The organism is Kitasatospora sp. NPDC015121 (assembly GCF_055562955.1).
The window spans coordinates 234,801-256,510 of sequence record NZ_JBVHEH010000002.1 but is presented as its reverse complement, the minus strand read 5'-3'; the positions used below and the strand labels follow the sequence as shown (position 1 = coordinate 256,510).

Sequence of the window (21,710 nt, the reverse complement as noted above, 5' to 3'; positions counted from 1 at the left end):
CGGCCGCCCGGGACGGTGCGGGTCGGGACGGGCCCGGGTCAGGGCCCGGGTCAGGGCTTGGGGCGGGCGCGGACGGCCTTGGTGAGGTGCTTGCGGTGGCGGGCGCGTTCGGCGCGCAGGCGGGCGTCGGTGCGGGCGGCGATCCAGTCGTTCTCGCGCTGGAGTTTGAGGTAGCTCTCCCAGCGGCGTTCGGGGAGGGTGCCGTCGGCGAGGGCGGCGCGGACGGCGCAGCGGGGTTCGGTGCGGTGGGAGCAGTCGGCGTAGTGGCAGTCGGCGGCAATCGCGCTGATGTCGGCGAAGGCCTGGTCGATGCCCTCGCCGCCGAACAGGCCGACGCCGCGCAGGCCGGGGGTGTCGATGACGGCGCCCCCGGCCGGGAGCGGGACGAGCTCGCGGACGGTGGTGGTGTGGCGGCCCTTCTCGTCGACCGAGCGCACCTGCTGGACGGTCATCGCGGCCGTCCCGGCGAGCGCGTTGGTGAGGGTGGACTTGCCGGCGCCGGACTGGCCGATCAGGGCGCAGGAGCCGGTGGCCCGGGCGCGCAGTTCGGCCATGCCCTCGCCGGTCTCGGCGCTGACCGTCAGGACGGTGACACCGGGGGCGATCGCCTCGACGTCCGCCCGGACGAAGTCGCCGTCGTGGACCAGGTCGGACTTGGTCAGGACGATCAGCGGTTCGGCCCCGGACTCCCAGGCGAGGGCGAGCAGGCGCTCGACCCGGCCGGGATCGGGTTCCGCGGCGAGCGAGACGGCGATCAGTACGGTGTCGACGTTGGCGGCCAGGACCTGGCCTTCGGAGCGCTTGTGGGCGCCCTTGCGGATGATCGCGGTGGTGCGGGGCAGCACCGCCGCGAGGGCGGGTGCGGGCCGGGCGCCGGGGTCGTAGGCGACCCAGTCGCCGGTGCACGGGTTGTGCGCGGTGTCGGCCGTCATCACCGGACGGGTGGCGGCGCGCCGGACGGCGGGCTCGCCCGTCTCGGGGTCGACGAGCAGCACCTCGCAGCTGCCGCGGTCCATCCGGACGATCCGTCCGGGGAGCAGCCCGGCGGCGGCGTGGTGGGTGAAGGCGGCGGCCCGGTCGTCCGTCCAGCCGAGCCCGGCGAGCGGGTGGGCGGCGGGCGGGGTCGGGGAGGCCGGGGTGGTGCGGGTGGGGACCTGCGTGGCGGTCAACGGGGATCCTTCGGAAGGAGGGGCGGCCCCGGCCGCGGCGGGCGTCAGCGTATGCGCGACACCGGCTGGAGACGGCGGGCCGGGAGCCAGGGGGTGGTGGACTCGGTGGACTTCTGGACGCGGGAACAGGCTCCTGCGTGGACGGAACTCACGGCCCTCACCTCCTTCCTCTCCGTACGTGCCTCGCCCACCCCGCTCCGGGGTGCGCTCGATCGGCGGGCGCCACGTTAGTCCCCGTCCGCCACCCGCGCCACCGATTTTCCCCCGCACCCGGAATTCGCCCCAACTCGGCTTCTTGGAGCGGGAGTTGGCTTTCCCCCCGAGTGCAAGGGTTCCGCAAGCCGCGCAAGGCTTCTCCAGCCGTCCCGCCACCCGGCGCGGACATCCCCACCGTGACGGCGGCGCACGGGGCCCGCCGTCCCGCCCCGGTGGGAGGCCGGGGGAAAGGGGGGAGGCCCGATGTCCTGGGCGACTCGGAACGACTGCAAGCGGGTGCTGGCGGTCGTCCACACGGTGGTGTACGGGCAGCGGCTGCGCGAGGTGTGCGAGCTGCTGGCGGGGGACCTGCGGGTGCAGGTGGTGTTCACGGTCGCGCCGCACGCGTTCAACGAGGGGGTGACGGCGTTCCTGATGGCGCTGGGCGGCACCGTGGTGCCGTGGGAGCAGGCGGTGGCCACCGAGTTCGACCTGGTGCTGGCCGCCGGTTCGCGCGGCGTCGAGCGGGTGCGCGGCCCGCTGGTGCGGCTGCCGCACGGCGCGGGGCACCTGAAGCTGGCCCGGACGCGGCCGCCCGCGGACTCGGTGACGGGCGCGCGGGAGCGGGAGCAGGAGCGGGAGCGGCCGGGTGAGGGCGCCGGCGGCCCGCGGGAGGTGGCCGGCCTGGGCCGGGAGTACCTGCTGTGGGAGGGCCGACCGGTCGCCGCGGCGTACGCGCTGGCGCACCGGGACGAGCTGGCGCTGCTGGCGCGTGACTGCCCGGAGGTGCTGCCGGTGGCGGAGGTGGTCGGCGACGGCGACCACGACCGGATCGTGGCGGCGCTCCCCCGACGGGCCGAGTACCGGGCGGCGCTGGGCCTGGGCGAGCGGGAGCGGCTGGTGCTGCTCTGCTCGACCTGGGGGCCGCACTCGGTGTTCGGCGGGCTGGACGCGCTGCTGCCCCGGCTGGTGCGCGAGCTGCCCGCCGGGCGGTTCCGGACGGCGCTGGTGGTGCACCCGAACGTCACGGCGGGGCACGGCGGCTGGCAGGTGCGCCGCTGGGTGGAGGAGGTGTCGGGCGGCGCGGTGTCGCTGGTCGCCCCGCAGACCGACTGGCGGCCGCTGCTGGTCGCCGCGGACTACGTGATCGGCGACCACGGCTCGGTGACGCTGTACGCCTCGCTCACCCCGGCCCGGATCCTGCTCGCCCGCTTCCCGTACGGGGAGGTGAACCCGGACTCGCCGGGCGTCCAACTGGCCCGCACCGCCCCGGCGCTGGACCCGGCGCACCCGCTGGCCGACCAGCTCGCGTACGCGGACGAGCTCTACCGGCCGGAGGCGTACGCGGCGATCGGGGCCCGGATCTCCTCCGAGCCGGGCGCGTTCCTGCCCCGGATCCGCCGCCTGCTGTACCGAGTGCTGGGCCTGGGCGAGCCCGCCCGCCCGGCCGCGGAGCCGCCGCTGGCGCCGCCGGCCCCGCTGGCGGGGGGCGGACGGTGGCGGTGACGGTGACGGTCCGGCTGCCGGCCGGCCCGGGCGTCCCCGCGTGGTGCGACCGGCACCTGGCGGCCCGGACGGACGAGCCGGCCCGGGTCCGGCGGCTGGCGGACGTCCTGCACGGCGAGCAGGGCGACCGCGACGGGCCGGACGGCGCGGACGGCGGGCTGGAGGAGCTGTGGCGGCGCCACCCGGGCTGCGCGGTGCTGGCGGTGCGCGGCGCCGACGGCCTGGTCCGGGTCCGCTTCCGCGGCGGCGCGCTGACCGTGCGGGTGCGGGGGGACGAGCCGGCCGCGCTCGCCGGTTCGCTGGTGCACGCCCTGCTGTCGGCGGCGGCCGCCCGCCGCGGCCGGGGGTAGCACGACGAGGGACGGCCCCACCCGGCGGGACGGGGCCGCCCCTCGGCTTCCGCCGGGCGACGGCCACCACCGCTGGTACCCGCTGGGCGGCAGGCCCGCCGCCCGGTACCCGCCGGACGGCAGGCGCTGCGGAGTCGACACCGCAGACGAGGGCCGCTCCTGCCGGAGCCCGCCGCCCCGGGGCCCACTGCCCGGTGGCCGCTGGGCAGCAGGGGCTGCGAGGTCGGCACCGCAGACGAGGGCCGCTCCTGCCGGGACCCGCCGCCCGGAACCTGCCGCTCGGGTCCCATCGCCCGGTGTCCGCCGGTCGGACCTTGCCACCTGGGGCCCGCACTCGGAGCGCGCCCTGCGGGTCTCATCGCTCGGTGTCCGACGGTCGGAGCCCACCCAAGGCCTGCCGCCTGGTGCCCGGCAGGCGGTGGGCGGTGGGCGGTGGGCGGAGCCTGCTCTCCGGAGCCCGGCCCTGTGGGACCTGGCGTCCAGCCCCCGCTGGGCGGCAGGCGCTGCGGGGTCGGCGCCGCGCGGGTCGAGGGCCGCTCCTGCCGGGGCCCGCCGCCCGGCGTCTGCCGGCCGGAACCCGGTCCCGTGGGCCTGCCGTCAAGCGCCCGCCGGACGGCAGGTGCTGCGGGGTCGGCACCGCAGGCCGAGGGCCGCTCCTTCCGGGGCCCGCCGCGCGGTGTCCGCCGGTCGGAGCCCGCCACCGAGGCCCGCCGACCGCCGTCCACCGCCCGCCGGGCGCGTCAGCGGCCGGCGCGCCGTCGGCGCTCGCCGCTGCCGCCGCGTCCGCCGCCGAGCCGGCGGCGGACGTCGTGGTGCGGGAGGAAGCCGGCCCAGCGTTCGGGGTACTCGCTGGGGGCGGGCTGCTCGTCGTCCTCGTCGAAGAGGTCGTCGTCGTGGCCCTCGGCGAGGCCGAACTGGCGGGCGCGTTCGGCGCGCTCGACGGCCCGCCGGGCGGCGGCCTCGCGGCCGCGCTGGACGGCGGCGTCCTCGGCGAGGCGCTCGTTCTCGGCGCGGGCGTCGGCGGTCTCGACGGTGGGCCAGCGGCGGTCTATCGCGGCGTTCATGGCGGCGCCGATCAGGACGGCGAGCGCCACCACGAAGATCCACAGCAGTACGGCGACGGGCGCGGCGAGCGAGCCGTAGACGGAGTGGCCCTCGACCGAGCTGACCAGGTAGAGCCGGAGCGCGATGCTGCAGACCACCAGCACCAGCAGGGCGACCAGCGCGCCGGGGATGTCCTCGCGCCAGGGCGTGGAGACCGGGACGGCCACGTGGTAGAGGGTGGTGAGGGAGACCACCAGCAGGATGATCGCGGCGGGCCAGTAGAGCGCGTTGATCACGCCGGCCCAGCTCTGGAAGGTGCCGATCAGCAGTCCGGGTCCGGCGACCAGCAGCGGCAGCACCAGGGAGCCGATCACCAGCGCGCCGAGGTAGAGGCCGAGCGACATCAGCCGGGTCTTGACCAGTCCGCGCTTGCCGTCGAGGCCGTACATCACGGTGATGGTGTCGATGAAGATGTACAGCGCCCGGGAGCCGGACCAGAGCGAGAGCAGGAAGCCGAGCGAGATCAGGTCCGGCCGGGCGCTGTCGAAGACGTCGCGCAGCAGGGGTTGGACGATCTCGTCGATGGAGCTCTGTGAGAGCACCGTCCCGGATGCCGAGACGATGTCCTGCTTGAGCTTGTCGATGGTGCCGGCCCCGAGGATGTCGTCGAGGTAGCCGAGGGTGCCGGCCAGGCAGAGCAGCAGCGGCGGGATGGAGAGGAGCGTGAAGAACGCGGCCTCGCCCGCGAGGCCGGTGACCCGGTACTCGACGCAGGTGTTGGTGGTGTCCTTCACCAGCGCCCACAGGGTGCCGTACCAGGTGGTGCGCTTCGCCGCCCGGCGCCTTCCGCCTCGGCGGCGGGCGGGCGGGTCGCCGCTCGGCCCGGAGCCGTGGCCCGGGTGGGGGGTACTGCCTGCTGCTTGCACGCCCCTACGGTATCGGCCCGGGCCGTTCGGCCCGCGCGGTACCACCCGGTGCCGCCGGAACCGGACGGGCCGACGGGCTCCGGACCGCCCCGGACCGCCCCGAGCAGTCCCGGATCGCCCCGAGCAGCCCCGAACCGGCTTCCATCCCACCATTCGGAACAATGGGGTCCACCATTCGGACGTTAGTGGACCGCGAGTCGCTCGCCGTGCGAATCTCTTGCCATGTCTAGCGCCGGAACCACCCTAGTTGGCCGACTCCACGTCGACCTCCTTCGCGTGTCCAGCGCCATCTGTCCGGTGACCTGAGCCCGTCAGCACGCCGCACCGCACCGGCGCCATCCCCGCCGTCGCGGATGCGCGCAAGACCCTGCCCGGCCAGCGTCGCCCCTCCCGATCCGCCCGCCCAGGGCAGAGCCACGTCCGACCGCGGGCGGGAGCGGAGCGCGTCCGGGGACCGTCAGCACCCTCGCACCTGCCAAGCCGCTCAAAGGATTGACACCATGGCCCGCACTCCCGAAACGGTCGAGCCTCAGGCCGGAGCCGCCCCGGCGGCCCGCCCCGCCGCCCGCAAGGTGACCCGCCACCGCGGCGAGGGACAGTGGGGCATGGGGCACTTCACCCCGCTCAACGGCAACGAGCAGTTCAAGAAGGACGACGACGGTCTCAACGTGCGGACACGCATTGAGACGATCTACGCCCACACCGGCTTCGCCTCGATCGACCCGAACGACCTGCGCGGCCGGATGCGCTGGTGGGGCCTGTACACCCAGCGCAAGCAGGGCATCGACGGCGGCAAGACGGCCGTCCTGGAACCGCACGAGCTCGAGGACGAGTTCTTCATGATGCGGGTGCGCATCGACGGCGGCCAGCTGACGGTGGCCCAGCTGAAGGCGATCGGCGAGGTCTCCGAGCAGTACGCCCGCGGCACCGCCGACCTGACGGACCGGCAGAACGTGCAGTACCACTGGGTGCGGATCGAGGACGTCCCGGCGATCTGGCAGAAGCTGGAGGCCGTCGGCCTGTCCACCACCGAGGCGTGCGGCGACTGCCCGCGCGTGGTGATCGGCTCCCCCGTCGCGGGCATCGCCGAGGACGAGATCATCGACGGCAGCTGGGCGATCGACGAGATCCACCGCCGCTACATCGGCAACAAGGAGTTCTCCAACCTGCCGCGCAAGTTCAAGACCGCGATCTCCGGCTCGCCGCTGCTCGACGTGGTGCACGAGATCAACGACATCGCCTTCGTCGGCGTGGTCCACCCCGAGCACGGCCCGGGCTTCGACCTGTGGGTCGGCGGCGGCCTGTCGACCAACCCGAAGCTGGGCGTCCGGCTCGGCGCCTGGGTCCCGCTGGAGGAGGTCCCGGACGTCTGGGCCGGCGTGGTCGGGATCTTCCGCGACTACGGCTACCGCCGCCTGCGCAACCGCGCCCGGTTGAAGTTCCTGGTCGCCGACTGGGGCCCGGAGAAGTTCCGCCAGGTGCTGCAGGACGAGTACCTGAAGCGCGAACTCGTCGACGGCCCCGGCCCGCAGGAGCCCAGCAACCGCTGGCGCGACCACGTCGGCGTGCACCGGCAGCAGGACGGCAACTTCTACGTCGGCTTCGCCCCGCGGGTCGGCCGCGCCAACGGCAAGCTGCTCTCGCAGATCGCCGACCTGGCCGCCGAGCACGGCTCGAACCGCCTCGCCACCACCGTCGAGCAGAAGATGATCGTGCTCGACGTCGCCGAGGACCGGGTGGAGTCGCTGGTGGCCGGCCTGGAGGCGCTCGACCTGCGGGTCACCCCGTCGACCTTCCGCCGGGGCACGATGGCCTGCACCGGCATCGAGTACTGCAAGCTGGCGATCGTCGACACCAAGGAGCGCGGCCGCACCCTGATCGACGAACTGGAGCGCCGACTGCCGGAGTTCGACGAGCCGCTGAGCATCAACATCAACGGCTGCCCGAACGCCTGCGCCCGGATCCAGACCGCCGACATCGGCCTCAAGGGCCAGCTGGTCACCGACGCCGACGGCAACCAGGTCGAGGGCTTCCAGGTGCACCTGGGCGGCGCCCTGGGCCTGGACGCCGGCTTCGGCCGCAAGATCCGCGGCCTGAAGGTCACCAGCGCCGAACTGCCCGACTACGTCGAGCGCGTGCTGACCCGCTACCAGGCGGACCGGCAGGACGGCGAGCGGTTCGCCCAGTGGACCGTGCGGGCCACCGAGGAGCAGCTCTCGTGACCGAACGCGCCGCCCCCTTCTACTGCCCGTACTGCGGGGACGAGGACCTGCGCCCGTCCGAGAGCGGCCACGGCGCGTGGGAATGCCGGTCGTGCCGCCGGGGCTTCCAGTTGAAGTTCCTCGGCCTGCTGTCAACGAACCACGGGGGTACCGGACATGACGACCGCGACTGACTACGAGGCGATAGCCGTCGCAGCGGGCCGCGAGCTGGAGGAGGCCAGCGCGCAGGAGGTCCTGCGCTGGGCCGCCGACACCTTCGGCAAGCGCTTCTGCGTCACCTCCTCGATGGAGGACGCGGTGGTCGCCCACCTGGCCTCCACCGCCCTGCCCGGCGTGGACGTGGTCTTCCTGGACACCGGCTACCACTTCCCGGAGACCATCGGCACCCGGGACGCGGTCGCAGCGACCATGCCGGTCAACGTGATCACGCTGACCCCGAAGCTCACCGTGGCCGAGCAGGACGCCCGGTACGGGCCGAACCTGCACGACCGCGACCCGGACCTGTGCTGCTCGCTGCGCAAGGTCGAACCGCTCGGCCGCGGCCTGGGCGCGTACGACGCCTGGGCGACCGGGCTGCGCCGCGACGAGTCGCCGTCCCGCGCCGGCACCCCGGTGGTGGCCTGGGACCCGAAGCGCCGCAAGGTGAAGATCGCCCCGATCGCCCGCTGGACCCAGGACGACGTGGACGCGTACGTCCAGGCCAACGGGGTGCTGCTGAACCCGCTGCTGTGGGAGGGCTACACCTCGATCGGCTGCTCGCCGCTGTCCTGCACCGCCAAGCCCGGCGAGGGCGAGGAGGGCCGGGCCGGCCGCTGGGCGGGCTCCGGCAAGACCGAGTGCGGCATCCACCTCTGATCCGCGCCCGCCGCACCGCCCGCCCCACCTGAACCACCGTCACCAACCGTCAGGAGAGACCACCGTGACCACCGCCGAGACCGAGGCCGCCGGCCGCGAGCGCGGCGCCACCGTGTGGCTGACCGGCCTGCCCAGCGCGGGCAAGACCACCCTCGCGTTCGCGCTGGCCGAGCGGCTGCGCGCCGAGGGCCACCGGGTCGAGGTGCTGGACGGTGACGAGATCCGCGAGTTCCTCTCCAAGGGCCTGGGCTTCTCCCGCGAGGACCGGCACACCAACGTCACCCGGATCGGCTTCGTCGCCGAGAAGCTGGCCGCCAACGGCGTCAAGGTGCTCGCCCCGGTGATCGCCCCGTTCGCCGACTCCCGGGCCGCCGTCCGCGAGCGGCACGCCGCCCACGGCACCGAGTTCCTGGAGATCCACGTCGCCACCCCGGTCGAGCTCTGCTCCGAGCGGGACGTCAAGGGCCTGTACGCCAAGCAGGCGGCCGGTGAGATCTCCGGCCTGACCGGGGTCGACGACCCGTACGAGGCCCCCGAGAAGCCGGAGCTGCGCCTGCAGACGCAGGGCCGGTCGGTGGCCGAGTCCGCCGAAGAACTGCACGCCTTCCTGACCGAGAGGGGCTTGGCATGACCGTCACCACGCAGCGCCTGTTCCGGGCCGAGGACACGCCCTTCGCGCTGTCCCACCTGGACGCCCTCGAAGCGGAGTCGGTGCACATCTTCCGCGAGGTCGCGGGCGAGTTCGAGCGGCCGGTGATCCTGTTCTCCGGCGGCAAGGACTCCATCGTGATGCTGCACCTGGCGCTGAAGGCGTTCGCGCCCGCGCCGGTGCCGTTCGCCCTGCTGCACGTCGACACCGGGCACAACTTCCCCGAGGTGCTGGCGTACCGGGACCGCGCGGTCGCCAAGCACAACCTGCGGCTGCACGTCGCCGCGGTGCAGGACTACATCGACCGCGGCGTGCTGCGCGAGCGCCCGGACGGGCTGCGCAACCCGCTGCAGACCGTCCCGCTGCTGGACGGCATCGAGTCCAACAAGTTCGACGCCGTGTTCGGCGGCGGCCGCCGCGACGAGGAGAAGGCCCGCGCCAAGGAGCGCGTCTTCTCGCTGCGCGACGAGTTCGGCGCCTGGGACCCGCGCCGCCAGCGCCCCGAGCTGTGGTCGCTGTACAACGGCCGGCACGCGGCCGGCGAGCACGTCCGGGTCTTCCCGCTGTCCAACTGGACCGAGCTCGACGTGTGGCAGTACATCGAGCGCGAGAACATCGAGCTCCCGGAGATCTACTACGCCCACGAGCGCGAGGTGTTCAAGCGCGACGGCATGTGGCTGACCGCCGGCGAGTGGGGCGGCCCGAAGGCCACCGAGGAGACCGAGACCCGGCTGGTGCGCTACCGCACCGTCGGCGACATGTCCTGCACCGGCGCCGTCGACTCCGACGCCGACACCATCGAGGCCGTGATCGCCGAGATCGCCGCCTCCCGCCTCACCGAACGAGGGGCGACGCGCGCCGACGACAAGATGTCCGAGGCCGCCATGGAAGACCGCAAGCGCGAGGGGTACTTCTAAGCAATGAGCACCACCCAGGAAGCGACCGCCACCTCGCTGCTGCGCTTCGCCACCGCGGGCTCCGTCGACGACGGCAAGTCCACGCTGGTGGGCCGGCTGCTGCACGACTCCAAGTCGGTGCTGGCCGACCAGCTGGAGGCCGTCGAGCACGCCTCCCGCCGGCGCGGCCAGGACGCCCCCGACCTGGCGCTGCTCACCGACGGCCTGCGGGCCGAGCGCGAGCAGGGCATCACCATCGACGTCGCGTACCGCTACTTCGCCACCGCCCGGCGCCGGTTCATCCTCGCCGACACCCCCGGCCACGTGCAGTACACCCGCAACATGGTGACCGGCGCGTCCACCGCCGAGCTGGCCGTGGTCCTCGTCGACGCCCGCAACGGGGTGGTCGAGCAGACCCGCCGGCACGCCGCGGTCGCCGCCCTGCTGCGCGTCCCGCACGTCGTGCTGGCCGTCAACAAGATGGACCTGGTCGCGTACGCGGAGCCGGTGTTCGCCGCCATCGCCGCCGAGTTCACCGCGTACGCGGCCTCGCTCGGGGTCAAGGACGTCGTGGCGGTGCCGATCTCGGCGCTGGCCGGCGACAACGTGGTCGAGCCCTCCGCGCACATGGACTGGTACGGCGGCCCGACGCTGCTGGAGCACCTGGAGACGGTGCCGGTCGGCACCGACCCGAGCGCCGAGCCGGTCCGCTTCCCGGTCCAGTACGTGATCCGGCCGCAGAGCGAGGAGCACCACGACTACCGCGGCTACGCGGGCCAGCTGGCCTCCGGCGTGCTGCGGGTCGGCGACGCGGTGACGGTGCTGCCCTCGGGCCACACCAGCACCGTCGCGGCGATCGACGCGCTCGGCGTCGCCACCGAACTGGCCTGGGCCCCGCAGTCGGTGACCGTCCGCCTCGCGGACGACATCGACATCTCCCGCGGCGACCTGATCGCGGCCGGCCCGCTGCCCGTCCCCACCAAGGACATCCGGGCGACGGTCTGCCACCTGAACGAGCGCCCGCTGCACGTCGGCGCGAAGGTGCTGCTCAAGCACACCACCCGCACCGTGCGCGCCCTCGTCAAGGAGATCTCGTACCGGATCGACATCGACACCCTCGAACAGCGCTCCGGCGCCGAGGGGTTGAACGTCAACGACATCGGCCACGTGGTGCTGCGCACCGCCGAGCCGCTGGCCCTCGACGACTACACCGACAACCGCCGCACGGGTTCGTTCGTCCTGATCGACCCGTCCGACGGCACCACCCTCACCGCCGGCATGGCGGGCGAGGCCTTCGACACCGTCAGCACCACCGACGCTTCCCACGAGGAGGACTGGGTCTGATGCCCAGCGAGGCGTTCTCGGGCATGGACAAGGAAGGCGGCCGCATCGGCAGCGGCGTCCTCGGCAGCGGCCAGGGCGGCCTGACGCGATGTGGGGGCGGACAGGGGCGCTGAGCCCCTGTCACCGGGCCCGCTGCCGTCGTTCCTCCCCACAGCGGGAACGACGGAGGCGGCCCGGCCTCCGACCGCACTCCAGGCACGCACTTCCTTCTCTCTCGAAACGGGACACCTCTCTCATGGCACCGAACACCCAGCCCACCCATACCTCCGCACGCCCCGCCGCCGGCCGGATCAGACGCGCCACCGTGGCGGCCGTCGCCGTGCTGACCACCGCCGGCCTGCTCTCGGCCTGCTCGTACGGCGCGAAGAGCGACGACAAGGCCTCCGCGGCACCGGCCGCCTCCGGCGCGAAGCTCTCCGCGGACACCGTGAAGATCGGCTACTTCGCCAACCTGACCCACGGCACCGCGCTGGTCGGCCTGAAGCAGGGCATCATCCAGCAGGAGCTGGGCGGCACCAAGATCAAGACCCAGGTCTTCAACGCCGGCCCGGCCGAGATCGAGGCGCTGAACGCCGGCTCGATCGACATCGGCTGGATCGGCCCCTCCCCGTCGATCAACGGCTACACCCAGTCCGGCGGCAAGTCCCTGAAGATCATCAGCGGTTCCGCCTCCGGCGGCGTCAAGCTGGTCGTCAACCCGGACAAGATCAAGTCCCTGGACGACCTCAAGGGCAAGAAGCTCGCCACCCCGCAGCTCGGCAACACCCAGGACGTCGCCCTGCTCAACTACCTGTCGGAGAAGGGCTACAAGGTCGACGCCCAGACCGGCGACGGCGACGTGAAGGTGCTGCGCACCGACAACAAGGTCACCCCCGACGCGTACAAGTCCGGCTCCATCGACGGCGCGTGGGTGCCCGAGCCGACCGCCTCCAAGCTGGTCAGCCTGGGCGCGAAGGTCCTGCTCAACGAGAAGGACGTCTGGCCCGACAAGAAGTTCGTCATCACCAACATCATCGTCTCGCAGAAGTTCCTCACCGAGCACCCGGACGTGGTGGAGGCGGTGCTGCGCGGCTCGGTGAAGACCAACGCCTGGATCAAGGCCAACTCCGACCAGGCCAAGACCGCCGCCAACGAGCAGATCAAGGCCGACGCCGGCAACGCCCTGGACACCGCGATCCTCGACCCGGCGTGGCAGGACATCGACTTCATCGACGACCCGCTGGCCGGCACCCTGCAGGCCGAGGCCGACCACGCCGTCACCGCGGGTCTGCTCAAGAAGCCGAACCTGGCCGGGATCTACGACCTGACCCTGCTCAACAAGGTGCTGAAGGCGAACAACCAGCCGGCCGTCGCCGACGCCGGCCTGGGCGCCAAGTAAGTCCCTCCAGGCCCCGAGGTCCGCACCCCGCGCCCGCCCGACCGATGCCCACTCAACGGGCGGGCGCGGGGTCGGACCCCGGACACCGATCCCCGCCCTGCCCGGAACCACACCCGCAGGAGGTGCCCGTGACCACGGCACTGACCACCTCGCCCGACGCCCCCGGCGCGGGACGTCCGGACGGCGACCACGCCGTCCGGATCTCGCACGTGCACAAGACCTTCGGCCGCCCCGGCACCGCCGCACCGGTGCTGGAGGACATCAACCTCACCGTCGCCCCCGGCGAGTTCGTCACGCTGCTCGGCGCCTCCGGCTGCGGCAAGTCCACCCTGCTCAACCTGGTGGCCGGCCTGGACCGGCCGAGCTCCGGCACCATCGAGGTGCCCGGCGGCCGCCCGGCGCTCATGTTCCAGGACCACGCGCTGTTCCCCTGGCTCACCGCCGGCCGGAACATCGAGCTGGCGCTGCGGCTGGCCGGCGTCCCCAAGGCCGAACGGCAGCCCGAGGCCGAGCGGCTGCTCGAACTCGTCCGGCTGGGCGGCTCCTACAAGAAGCGCGTCCACGAGCTGTCCGGCGGCATGCGCCAGCGCGTCGCGCTGGCCCGCTCGCTCGCCCAGGGCTCGCAGGTGCTGCTGATGGACGAGCCGTTCGCCGCGCTCGACGCCATCACCCGGGACGTGCTGCACGACGAGATCACCCGGATCTGGGCGGAGAAGCAGCTCGCCGTCCTGTTCGTCACCCACAACGTCCGCGAGGCGGTCCGCCTCGCCCAGCGCGTCGTGCTGCTCTCCTCGCGTCCCGGCCGGGTCGCCAAGGAGTGGCGGATCGACCTGCCGCAGCCGCGCCGGATCGAGTCGGCCGGGGTCGCGGACCTGTCCATCGAGATCACCGAAGAACTGCGTGGGGAGATCCGCCGCCATGTCCAGCACTGACACCGCCGCTCCCCTCGCCAAGCCCGCGTCCGACGACGCCAGCGTCGAGGCCGGCCTCGACGCCCTGGAGACCGTCCAGGCGCAGCGCACCCCGCTCGCCTCGGTGCTGCGGCAGAAGGTGCTGCCGCCCGTCCTCGGCGTGGTCCTGGTGCTGGTGGTCTGGCAGCTCGCCTACAGCCTGGAACTCACCACCCCCGACAAGCTCCCCAGCCCCGCCGACGTCTGGGACTCGCTCACCGAACTCTGGTACGCGGGAACCCTGTTCTCGATCATCTGGACCAGCGTCTGGCGCGGCCTGTCCGGCTTCGGCCTGTCCGTGCTGATCGGCACCCCGATCGGCCTGGTCGTCGCCCAGCTGAAGCCGGTCCGCGCCGCGCTCGGCCCGGTGCTCTCCGGCCTGCAGTCGCTGCCCTCGGTTGCCTGGGTGCCGGCCGCCATCATCTGGCTCGGCATCACCAACTCGGCGATGTACGCGGTGATCCTGCTCGGCGCCGTCCCGTCCATCGCCAACGGCCTGATCAGCGGCATCGACCAGGTCCCGCCGATCTACCTGCGGGCCGGCCAGACCCTCGGCGCGACCGGCCTGCGCGGCGCCCGGCACATCCTGCTGCCGGCCGCCCTGCCCGGCTACCTCTCCGGCCTGAAGCAGGGCTGGGCGTTCTCCTGGCGCTCGCTGATGGCCGCCGAACTCATCGCCTCCTCCCCCGACCTGGGCCTGGGCCTGGGCCGGTTCCTGGAGAACCAGCGCGAGTTCTCCAACATGTCCGGCGTCTTCCTCGGCATCCTGCTGATCCTGATCGTCGGCGTCGCCATCGACCTGCTGTTCTTCTCCCCGCTGGAGCGCCGCGTCCTGCGCAGCCGCGGCCTCCTGGTCAACTCGCGCTGACACCATGGCACCCCGCACCACGCACGTGTTCCCCGCGTCCCCCGCGTCCGCTCCCGGACGCGGGGGCACCGCCGTCCCCCCGCTGCTGCTGCTCGCGCACGGGTCGCGCGACCCCCGGCACGCCGCGACCGTCGAAGCCCTCGCCGACGCCGTCCGCGCGCTCGCGCCCCGGCTCGCCGTCAGCACCGCCTACCTGGACCACTGCGCGCCCCGGATCGCCCAGGTCGCCCCGCGCCTCACCGACGCCGTCGCCGTACCGCTGCTGCTGAACCGGGCCTTCCACGCCAAGCACGACATCCCCGCCGCCCTGCGCGCCGCCGGCGCGTCGATCCCCGTCGCGGACGTCCTCGGCCCCTCCCCGCTGCTGCTGGACGCCCTCGACCGCCGGCTCGCCGAGACCGGCCTGGACGTCGCCGACCCCGCCGTCCGCGCCCGCACCGGCGTCGTGCTGGCCGCCGCCGGCTCCTCCGACCCGGCCGCCAACGCCACCACCCGCGCCGTCGCCGCCGAGTGGCGCCGCACCCGGGGCTGGGCCGCCGTCACCCCCGCGCACGCCTCCGGCACCGGCCCGACCACCGCCGACGCCCTCGCCGCGCTCCGCCGCACCCCGGCCGTCCGCACCACCGCCGTCGCCCCGTACCTGCTCGCCCCCGGGCTGCTCCCCGACCGCATCGCCGCCGCCGCGACGGCCCGCGGCGCCGACCACCTCGCACCGGTCCTCGGCGCCGCCCCGGAACTCGCCCGCCTGGTCCTGACCCGCCACGCCGAGGCCGCCCGCGCCGCGGCCTCCCCCGCCGCCACGCCCGCCGCGCGCACCGCCTGACCGGACCCGGCCACCCGGCCACCCGGCGCGGCCGAACTCCCCCGGCCCTCGCGTCCGAGGGCCGGAGCCGGCCGTTACGGCGGTCCGGCGGGCTGCGCCCGACCGCTCGCGTGCAGGTGGACGGCCGAACGTGCCGAGGCGATCTCGGCGTGCTGGCGGAGCCCGGCCGCCCCGAGGGAGCGGGAGAAGTCGGTGAGCAGTTCGGCTGCGACCACCCGGTCCCCCGCCCCCTCGTACAGGGCGACCGCCCGGTCGACGGCCGCGGCGGCCCGCTCCCAGCGGCCTTCGGCCCCCAGCTGCCGGCTCAGCCCGGCGAACACCTCGGCGGCGCCCTCCCAGTCGCCGGCAGCCTGCCGCAGTGCCACGGCCCGCTCCACCGCTTCGGTGAACACCGCGACGCTCCCCGCCCGGTCACCGGCGGCCCGCCGGCGCGCCGCGGACGGCGCCAACGGCCCGGCGCCGGAGGAGTCCGCCGGGTGACGCCGCTGCCGGCACCGTCCGCAGTGTCCGGTCGGACGGCCCGACTTCTTTTCCCCGTAGCGGATTTGACGCTCATTCAGGAGTCCGGGTGGGGGCACGGAATGTCAGGGGCAGGCGGGGCCGGGCCCGTCCCGCGGCCTTCGGGGGCCGTCCCCCTGCACCACGGAAGAGCCGTGGGAAGGCGGGGAAACCCGCGCGGCCTCACCCGTTCGGGCGGGGCCGGGAATCGTCGAGCCGTTCGCGCACCCACGGATCCGCGGCCCGCCGCGCCGCGGCCGTCCGGGCCGCCCGGAAACGCTCCGCCAGGTCCGGGTACGGAGCGTCCGCCCACCGCCACGCGCCGACCGCGCACGCCTGCCGCAGCGGCCCGCCGTCCTCGACCGCGGCGACCAGCTCCTCCTGCAGCCGGCGGCGCCCGCCCGCGACCACCAGCACCTGCGCCAGCCAGCACGGCGAGGAGAGGTCGTCGTCGGCCAGCAGCGCGTCCAGCACCGGCCCGTAGTGCGTCCGGGCCGCCGCCCGGTCGTCGGCCAGCCGCCGGTAGGCGGCCTGCCGCTTGTGCCCGATCCGGTGGTACTGCGCGTAGCCGGGGGCCCGCGCGTCCAGCGCCGCGACCCGCGCGTCCGGCTCGCCGCCGGCCCCGACCCGCTCGTCGAGCGCGGCCAGCAGTGCGTCCAGCGCCGCCTCCTGCGCGTCCAGCCGTGCCGCCCGCTCCATCGCCGGTCTCCTCCCGTCCCCCTCATACTTGCAGACGCGGGAATTTGCGCGCCCCGACTAAGCTTGTCCCCGACAGGACCCACCGACGAAGGGAGCACGGGCCATGACCCGACCGGACCCCGGCCTGGCGCACGGCTGGTGCGCCCTCACCGCCCTGCACGGCCGGATCGAGGCGCACGTCGAACGCGCCCTCCAGGCCGAGCACGAACTCAGCGTCCGCGAGTTCTCCGTCCTGGACGTGCTCTCCGACCAGCACGACGGCGACGGCGGCCACTTCCGGATGAACCAGCTCGCCGACGCGGTCGTGCTCAGCCAGAGCGCCACCACCCGCCTGGTCACCCGCCTGGAGGACCGCGGCCTGCTCTCCCGCTACCTCTGCCCCACCGACCGGCGCGGCATCTACACCAACGTCACCCCCGCCGGCCTGACCCTCCTCGCCGAGGCCCGGCCCACCAACGACCGGGCCCTCGCCGAAGCCCTCGCCGCCGCCGAACAGCGCCCCGAGCTCGCCCCGCTGGCCGCCGCCGTCCGCGAACTCTCGAAGCCGAAGGACTGACCCGCCCCGGCCGACCGCCGCGTACCGGGCGCCCGCGCGCCGAACGCCGACGGCGGCCCCGGCCGGGCCCAGGTCGCCGGGTGGCGCCGCGGGTCCGGCCGGGGCCGCCGTACCGGGTCGGTCCGGTCGGGGCCCCGGTCGGCCGTCAGTCGCTCTTGCGGCGCTGGCGGCCCGTGCCGTAGTTGGAGCCGCTCTTCGTGCCGGAGCCCGGCTTGGCCCGGCCGGAGGCCTTGCCGATGAAGCCGGCGGCCATCTGCGTGCTGCCGCCGCCGGGGCGCTGCTTGGGGCGGGGGCGGCGCGGGTTGCCGCTCATGTCGACGTCCTTGGGGAGGCCGGCGTCGGCGCGCTTGGCGGGGCGGCGGCGGGCCTCGCCGTCGGCGGGCTTGGCGCCGCCCCGGCCGCGGCCCCGGCCGCGGCCGCCGTTCTCGGTGCCGGCCGCCGCCTGCTCCCGGCCGGCCGCGGGGGCGGCGGCGGGCTGGGCGGTGGCCGGGACGGGCAGGGTGACGGCGACGCCGCTGGGGGTGCGGGCGCCGGTGATGCGCTTGAGCTCGCCGTCCTCGGGGCGGACCTTGGTGACGGTGGCCCGGATCCCGGCGATGCTCATCAGCCGGTTGACCTCGCGGCGCTGCTCGGGCAGCACGAGGGTGACGACGGTGCCGGACTCGCCGGCCCGGGCGGTGCGGCCGCCCCGGTGCAGGTAGTCCTTGTGGTCGATCGGCGGGTCGACGTTGACGACGAGGTCGAGGCCGTCGATGTGGATGCCGCGGGCGGCGACGTTGGTGGCGATCAGCGCGGTGACCTCGCCCTCGCGGAACTGGTCGAGGACGCGGTTGCGCTGCGGCTGCGACTTGCCGCCGTGCAGCGCGGCGGCGACCACGCCGTTGGCGCGCAGCTGCTTGGCGAGGCGGTCGGCGCCGTGCTTGGTGTGCACGAACATGATGACCCGGCCCTCGCGGGCGGCGATCCGGGCGGTGGTCTCGGCCTTGTCGGCGGGTTCGAGCTGGAGCAGGTGGTGGTCCATGGTGGTGACCGCGCCGGCCGACGGGTCGACCGAATGGGTGACCGGGTCGGTGAGGAAACGGTTGACCAGGCGGTCCACGTTGCGGTCGAGGGTGGCGGAGAAGAGCATCCGCTGCCCGCCCTCGGCGACCTGCTCCAGCAGCTTGACGACCTGGGGCAGGAAGCCCATGTCGGCCATCTGGTCGGCCTCGTCGAGGACGGTGATCGCCACGTCCTCCAGGAACACGTCGCCGCGCTGGATCAGGTCGTCCAGCCGGCCGGGGGTCGCGACCAGCACCTCGGTGCCGCGCCGGACCTGGTTGGACTGGCGGGTGATCGACATGCCGCCGACCACGGTGGTGATCCGCAGGTTCAGCACCCCGGCGTACGGGGCGAGCGCCTCGGTGACCTGCTGGGCGAGCTCGCGGGTGGGCACCAGCACCAGGGCCAGCGGGCGCCGCGCGGTGGCCCGCTTGCCGGCGGTGCGCACCAGCAGCGGCAGACCGAAGGCGAGGGTCTTGCCGGAGCCGGTCCGGCCGCGGCCGAGCACGTCGCGGCCGGCCAGCGCGTCCGGCAGGGTCGCGGCCTGGATCGGGAACGGCTCGGTGACGCCCTGCGCGCCGAGCTCCCTCATCAGCCCGGCGGGCAGTTCCAGCTCGGCGAAGCTCGCCGCCGGCGGCCGGGACGGGGTGCCCTGCACGGGCGTGAAGTCCTCGGCGACCGCCGCCGCGGGGGCGCCGCCGCCGCGGCGGGGGCGGCGCGCCTGCTCGCCGCCGCCGGTGCGGGGGGCGCCGCTACGGGCGGCGCCGGTGCGCGGCCGGCCGCCGCGGCCGCGCGGCTGCTCGGAGCTGCCGGAGCGCTCGGTACGGGGACGGTCGGTGCGGGGACGGGACTGTTCGGGCATGGGCGTTCCACTTCCTGGGGCCGCCAGCCGACGCGCGGCGGTCCGCCGCGGGGCTGGGAAACGTGTCGGCCGTCGAAGAGGTGGAGGGTCCGCCCCGGCCGTCGGGCGGCATGGACGAGGGCCCGTACCCTGTGGAGGTACGGGCCCTCGCCTGCGACATCTACGAGTCGGCGTGAGCCGGGACTCAGATGGGGCGGATGTTCTCCGCCTGCGGGCCCTTCTGGCCCTGCGTGACGTCGAACTCGACCTTCTGGCCCTCGAGCAGCTCACGGAAGCCGGTCGACTGGATGTTCGAGTAGTGAGCGAACACGTCGGCGCCGCCGCCGTCCTGCTCGATGAAGCCGTAGCCCTTTTCGCTGTTGAACCACTTCACGGTGCCGGTAGCCATAACCGTCTCCACTTTCACTGGGGCATTGGGACACACACCTCGTGCGCCCCACGTAGCCGCGATCCCCATCCGGAGACTAAACACCGGACAAAACAAATGCGCCTGGCGGTTGGAACCAGCAGGCGCACACACACGTTCATGGGAACCAATACTGCAACTGCTTCGACAATAGCACGTCGGTCCTCGTCAATGGCGGCAATGGTTGCGCTGGTCACACCACGTTTCGCGGACGCGCGGAGGGGGCATGCGGACCGGTCGGCCCGCACGCCCCCTCGCTCACCTCCTACCGCCGCCGGGTCAGGCCCGGCCGGCCGGCTCCGGCGCGCGCTTGTCCAGCGAGGTGGTGCCGGGGTCGGGCATCGCGCCGTGACCGGGCCACCAGGCCTTGTTGCCGAGCAGGGCGGTGATCGCCGGGGTGAAGAACATCGCCATCACGAAGGCCGCCACCGCGATGCCGAACGCCATCGCGAAGCCGAACTCCAGCATGAAGACGTTGCCGGCCAGCATGAACGTCGCGAACGAGGCCGCCAGGATGAAGCCGGCCGCCGCGACGGTCGGGCCGCCGTGGCGCAGCGCCTCGCGGGCCGCCTCGCGGGGGGAGCGGCCCTCGCGGGCCTCCTCCCGCAGGCGGGCGATGATCAGGATGTTGTAGTCGGTGCCGATCGCCACCACGAAGAGGTAGATCAGGATCGGCATCATGAACATCATGCCGGGCTCGCCCTTGATGTTCTGGAAGAGCACGGTGGCGGCGCCCAGCGTGGCGGTGAAGCCGAGGCCGACCGAGGCCATCAGGTACCAGGGGGCGACCACGCTGCGCAGCTGCAGGCCCAGGATCAGCAGGATGAGCAGACCCGCGACCGGGAAGACCAGCCGGTAGTCGTGGTTCATCGCCAGGTTGATGTCCTTGTAGATCGCGCTCATGCCGCCGACCTTGGCCTCGGTGCCGGCCGGGGCCTTCTCGTGCGCGACGTCCCGGAGGCTGGTGACGGCGTCGATCGCCGCGTTGCTCTCCGGCTTCTCCTTGAACATCACGGTGAACTCGGCGGTGGCGCCGTCCTCGCTGACCTTCGGCTCGGCGGGAGCCGCGGCCACGCCCTCGACCTTGGCGAGCTCGGCCGCGTACGACCCGAAGGCGGCCGGGTCGAGCTTCGCGCCGGACTTGTCGGTCAGGTAGACGTGCGCCGGGTCGGCCGCGCCCGCGGAGAAGCCCTTGGCCAGCTTGTCCTGGACGACCACCGACTCCACGTCCTTGGGCATGGAGCTGCCGGCCAGGTCGAAGAAGCCGTTGTAGTTGACGGCGCCGACCGAGAGGGCGACCAGCACCGCGCCGGAGGCGACCGCGACGAACGCGGGGCGCTTCTCGACGACCTTGCCGAGCGCGGTGAAGCGGGCGTCGCTGGGCTCCTGCAGCCACTTCTTGCCGGGCCAGAACACGGCCTTGGCCGGGATGACGGCGAGCAGCGCCGGGGCGAGGGTGAGCGCGGCGAAGGCGGTGACCACGACGGCGATGGCCAGGCCCGGGCCGAGCGCCTTGAACATGCCGAGGCTGGAGAGGACCAGCGCCGCGAAGGCGATGGTGACCGCGCCGGCCGCCGAGGTGATCGCCTCGCCGACCCGGCCGACCGCGTTGACCACGGCGGTCTTGCGGTCGTCGCCGGCCCGCAGCCGCTCGCGGTAGCGGAAGGCCAGGAACAGGAAGTAGTCGGTGCCGACGCCGAGCACGACGACGATCAGGATCGCCGAGAGGACCGGCGTGCTGTCCAGGTCGAAGGCCTTGGTGACGTAGTTGATCAGGCCGTTGGCGGTCGGCATCGCGAACATCAGCGACACCAGCAGCGGCAGGAGGCCGGCCAGCACGCTGCGGAAGATGATGCCGACGATGATCGCGACCAGCAGCACGGTCGACATGGCGATGATCGCGTCGGCCGAGCCGGAGGCCTCCTGCTGGTCCAGCGCCTGGGCGGCCGGGCCGCCGAGCTGGAACTTCACGTCGGTGCCCTGGGCGAGGGCCTTGCCGTCCTCGCGGATCTCCTTGGCGACGTCGCCGAAGGCCTTGGAGTCCTGCTGCTTGGCCTTGTCGACGGCGATCGGCGACAGGGCGTACTGGCCGTTCTTCGAGGTGGTCTGCTCGCTGACCGGCACGACCTGCTGGACCGCGTCGATCTTCTTGTCGGTCAGGCCCTGGGTGATCCTGGCGATGTCGGCCTTGTCCTTCTCGGTCAGCGCCCCGCCGTCGTTGCGCTCGAACAGCGCGTACGCGGACGGGGTGAAGCTGGTCGGGAAGGCCTTCTCCTGGAGCTCTGCGGCCTGGATCGACTCGTAGTGCTTGGGGAGGAACGAGGCCTCGTCGGTCTGTGCGCTGATCTTCGGCGCGGTGGCCGCGATGGCGATCATGCCGACCACCCAGGCCGCGATCACCCACCAGGCCCGCTTGACGACGAAGTGTCCAAGTCGGTGGAACATGCTCGAAATGCCTCCTGGGCATGATTCA

Annotated in this window: 21 protein-coding genes; 14 read left to right on the top strand and 7 right to left on the bottom strand. The window is 73.8% G+C overall.

Annotated elements, in window-relative coordinates; all coding sequences use genetic code 11:
- Positions 1–50: 50 nt before the first annotated feature.
- On the bottom strand, positions 51–1,169 hold the full coding sequence (rsgA, locus tag ACZ3J7_RS03105; protein WP_465616226.1) for a ribosome small subunit-dependent GTPase A: 1,119 nt from the start codon (positions 1,167–1,169) through the stop codon (positions 51–53).
- A 459-nt stretch (positions 1,170–1,628) separates the two neighbouring features.
- On the opposite strand from rsgA, the gene ACZ3J7_RS03100 reads away from it, so the two are divergent.
- Positions 1,629–2,870 (top strand): hypothetical protein, encoded by a 1,242-nt coding sequence (locus ACZ3J7_RS03100; protein ID WP_465616224.1) that lies wholly within the window; start codon positions 1,629–1,631, stop codon positions 2,868–2,870.
- A complete protein-coding gene (locus ACZ3J7_RS03095; RefSeq protein ID WP_465616222.1) occupies positions 2,867–3,220 on the top strand; it encodes a hypothetical protein in 354 nt (117 codons plus the stop codon). Before ACZ3J7_RS03100 ends, ACZ3J7_RS03095 begins: the two co-directional genes overlap by 4 nt.
- Positions 3,221–3,960: 740 nt before the next feature.
- Here the strand turns inward: ACZ3J7_RS03095 and ACZ3J7_RS03090 are convergent.
- Positions 3,961–5,190: a YihY/virulence factor BrkB family protein gene (locus ACZ3J7_RS03090; protein WP_465616220.1), complete on the bottom strand. Its 1,230-nt coding sequence runs from the start codon at positions 5,188–5,190 to the stop codon at positions 3,961–3,963.
- 222 nt (positions 5,191–5,412) lie between these two features.
- Between ACZ3J7_RS03090 and ACZ3J7_RS03085 the strand changes: the two genes are divergently transcribed.
- The 11 genes from ACZ3J7_RS03085 to ACZ3J7_RS03035 all read left to right on the top strand — a co-directional run bounded on the left by ACZ3J7_RS03085 (position 5,413) and on the right by ACZ3J7_RS03035 (position 15,175).
- The gene (locus ACZ3J7_RS03085; protein WP_318264789.1) at positions 5,413–5,496 is read left to right on the top strand and encodes a putative leader peptide; all 84 of its coding nucleotides are present in this window, start codon (positions 5,413–5,415) and stop codon (positions 5,494–5,496) included.
- Positions 5,497–5,690: 194 nt separating this feature from the next.
- A complete protein-coding gene (locus ACZ3J7_RS03080; RefSeq protein ID WP_465616218.1) occupies positions 5,691–7,412 on the top strand; it encodes a nitrite/sulfite reductase in 1,722 nt (573 codons plus the stop codon).
- Complete coding sequence (locus ACZ3J7_RS03075; RefSeq protein ID WP_465616216.1) at positions 7,409–7,585, top strand: hypothetical protein; 177 nt, start codon at positions 7,409–7,411, stop codon at positions 7,583–7,585. Before ACZ3J7_RS03080 ends, ACZ3J7_RS03075 begins: the two co-directional genes overlap by 4 nt.
- Positions 7,569–8,267, top strand: coding sequence for a phosphoadenylyl-sulfate reductase (locus ACZ3J7_RS03070; RefSeq protein ID WP_465616214.1), 699 nt, complete (start codon positions 7,569–7,571; stop codon positions 8,265–8,267). The genes ACZ3J7_RS03075 and ACZ3J7_RS03070 overlap by 17 nt, the downstream gene beginning before the upstream one ends.
- Positions 8,268–8,331: 64 nt before the next feature.
- The gene (gene cysC / locus ACZ3J7_RS03065; RefSeq protein ID WP_388026356.1) at positions 8,332–8,898 is read left to right on the top strand and encodes an adenylyl-sulfate kinase; all 567 of its coding nucleotides are present in this window, start codon (positions 8,332–8,334) and stop codon (positions 8,896–8,898) included.
- On the top strand, positions 8,895–9,833 hold the full coding sequence (gene cysD, locus ACZ3J7_RS03060; RefSeq protein WP_465616212.1) for a sulfate adenylyltransferase subunit CysD: 939 nt from the start codon (positions 8,895–8,897) through the stop codon (positions 9,831–9,833). The genes cysC and cysD overlap by 4 nt, the downstream gene beginning before the upstream one ends.
- Positions 9,834–9,836: 3 nt before the next feature.
- Positions 9,837–11,156 (top strand): sulfate adenylyltransferase subunit 1, encoded by a 1,320-nt coding sequence (locus tag ACZ3J7_RS03055; protein WP_465616210.1) that lies wholly within the window; start codon positions 9,837–9,839, stop codon positions 11,154–11,156.
- A 235-nt stretch (positions 11,157–11,391) separates the two neighbouring features.
- The gene (locus ACZ3J7_RS03050; protein WP_465616208.1) at positions 11,392–12,534 is read left to right on the top strand and encodes an aliphatic sulfonate ABC transporter substrate-binding protein; all 1,143 of its coding nucleotides are present in this window, start codon (positions 11,392–11,394) and stop codon (positions 12,532–12,534) included.
- A gap of 128 nt (positions 12,535–12,662) precedes the next feature.
- Positions 12,663–13,466, top strand: a complete 804-nt coding sequence (locus ACZ3J7_RS03045) for an ABC transporter ATP-binding protein (protein WP_465616206.1) — start codon at positions 12,663–12,665, stop codon at positions 13,464–13,466.
- Positions 13,453–14,352, top strand: a complete 900-nt coding sequence (locus ACZ3J7_RS03040; protein ID WP_465616204.1) for an ABC transporter permease — start codon at positions 13,453–13,455, stop codon at positions 14,350–14,352. The genes ACZ3J7_RS03045 and ACZ3J7_RS03040 overlap by 14 nt, the downstream gene beginning before the upstream one ends.
- A 4-nt stretch (positions 14,353–14,356) precedes the next feature.
- Positions 14,357–15,175, top strand: a complete 819-nt coding sequence (locus tag ACZ3J7_RS03035; RefSeq protein WP_465616202.1) for a sirohydrochlorin chelatase — start codon at positions 14,357–14,359, stop codon at positions 15,173–15,175.
- A gap of 74 nt (positions 15,176–15,249) precedes the next feature.
- Here the strand turns inward: ACZ3J7_RS03035 and ACZ3J7_RS03030 are convergent, their stop codons facing one another.
- Together ACZ3J7_RS03030 and ACZ3J7_RS03025 are read right to left on the bottom strand one after the other, a co-directional pair.
- Positions 15,250–15,567: a hypothetical protein gene (locus ACZ3J7_RS03030; RefSeq protein WP_465616200.1), complete on the bottom strand. Its 318-nt coding sequence runs from the start codon at positions 15,565–15,567 to the stop codon at positions 15,250–15,252.
- Positions 15,568–15,856: 289 nt separating this feature from the next.
- Complete coding sequence (locus ACZ3J7_RS03025) at positions 15,857–16,372, bottom strand: hypothetical protein (protein WP_465616198.1); 516 nt, start codon at positions 16,370–16,372, stop codon at positions 15,857–15,859.
- 103 nt (positions 16,373–16,475) lie between these two features.
- Between ACZ3J7_RS03025 and ACZ3J7_RS03020 the strand changes: the two genes are divergently transcribed.
- A complete protein-coding gene (locus ACZ3J7_RS03020; protein ID WP_465616196.1) occupies positions 16,476–16,928 on the top strand; it encodes a MarR family winged helix-turn-helix transcriptional regulator in 453 nt (150 codons plus the stop codon).
- Between the two features lie 145 nt (positions 16,929–17,073).
- Here ACZ3J7_RS03020 and ACZ3J7_RS03015 read toward each other — a convergent pair whose 3' ends face one another.
- The 3 genes from ACZ3J7_RS03015 to ACZ3J7_RS03005 all read right to left on the bottom strand — a co-directional run bounded on the left by ACZ3J7_RS03015 (position 17,074) and on the right by ACZ3J7_RS03005 (position 21,682).
- The gene (locus ACZ3J7_RS03015) at positions 17,074–18,831 is read right to left on the bottom strand and encodes a DEAD/DEAH box helicase (RefSeq protein ID WP_465616194.1); all 1,758 of its coding nucleotides are present in this window, start codon (positions 18,829–18,831) and stop codon (positions 17,074–17,076) included.
- A 184-nt stretch (positions 18,832–19,015) separates the two neighbouring features.
- On the bottom strand, positions 19,016–19,219 hold the full coding sequence (locus tag ACZ3J7_RS03010) for a cold-shock protein (protein ID WP_376047050.1): 204 nt from the start codon (positions 19,217–19,219) through the stop codon (positions 19,016–19,018).
- Between the two features lie 297 nt (positions 19,220–19,516).
- Positions 19,517–21,682 carry an MMPL family transporter gene (locus ACZ3J7_RS03005; RefSeq protein WP_465616192.1) on the bottom strand — a complete coding sequence of 722 codons (2,166 nt, stop codon included), beginning with the start codon at positions 21,680–21,682 and terminating at the stop codon, positions 19,517–19,519.
- Between the last annotated feature and the right edge of the window lie 28 nt (positions 21,683–21,710).

Excerpts from the sequence above, each read along its gene's own strand:
- ACZ3J7_RS03100 (WP_465616224.1), top strand. The coding sequence starts at position 1,629 with ATGTCCTGGGCGACTCGGAACGACTGCAAGCGGGTGCTGGCGGTCGTC.
- ACZ3J7_RS03085 (WP_318264789.1), top strand. The coding sequence starts at position 5,413 with ATGTCTAGCGCCGGAACCACCCTAGTTGGCCGACTCCACGTCGACCTC.
- ACZ3J7_RS03080 (WP_465616218.1), top strand. The coding sequence starts at position 5,691 with ATGGCCCGCACTCCCGAAACGGTCGAGCCTCAGGCCGGAGCCGCCCCG.
- ACZ3J7_RS03070 (WP_465616214.1), top strand. The coding sequence starts at position 7,569 with ATGACGACCGCGACTGACTACGAGGCGATAGCCGTCGCAGCGGGCCGC.
- cysD (WP_465616212.1), top strand. The coding sequence starts at position 8,895 with ATGACCGTCACCACGCAGCGCCTGTTCCGGGCCGAGGACACGCCCTTC.
- ACZ3J7_RS03055 (WP_465616210.1), top strand. The coding sequence starts at position 9,837 with ATGAGCACCACCCAGGAAGCGACCGCCACCTCGCTGCTGCGCTTCGCC.
- ACZ3J7_RS03050 (WP_465616208.1), top strand. The coding sequence starts at position 11,392 with ATGGCACCGAACACCCAGCCCACCCATACCTCCGCACGCCCCGCCGCC.
- ACZ3J7_RS03040 (WP_465616204.1), top strand. The coding sequence starts at position 13,453 with ATGTCCAGCACTGACACCGCCGCTCCCCTCGCCAAGCCCGCGTCCGAC.
- ACZ3J7_RS03035 (WP_465616202.1), top strand. The coding sequence starts at position 14,357 with ATGGCACCCCGCACCACGCACGTGTTCCCCGCGTCCCCCGCGTCCGCT.
- ACZ3J7_RS03025 (WP_465616198.1), bottom strand. The coding sequence starts at position 16,372 with ATGGAGCGGGCGGCACGGCTGGACGCGCAGGAGGCGGCGCTGGACGCA.
- ACZ3J7_RS03020 (WP_465616196.1), top strand. The coding sequence starts at position 16,476 with ATGACCCGACCGGACCCCGGCCTGGCGCACGGCTGGTGCGCCCTCACC.
- ACZ3J7_RS03015 (WP_465616194.1), bottom strand. The coding sequence starts at position 18,831 with ATGCCCGAACAGTCCCGTCCCCGCACCGACCGTCCCCGTACCGAGCGC.
- ACZ3J7_RS03010 (WP_376047050.1), bottom strand. The coding sequence starts at position 19,219 with ATGGCTACCGGCACCGTGAAGTGGTTCAACAGCGAAAAGGGCTACGGC.
- ACZ3J7_RS03005 (WP_465616192.1), bottom strand. The coding sequence starts at position 21,682 with ATGTTCCACCGACTTGGACACTTCGTCGTCAAGCGGGCCTGGTGGGTG.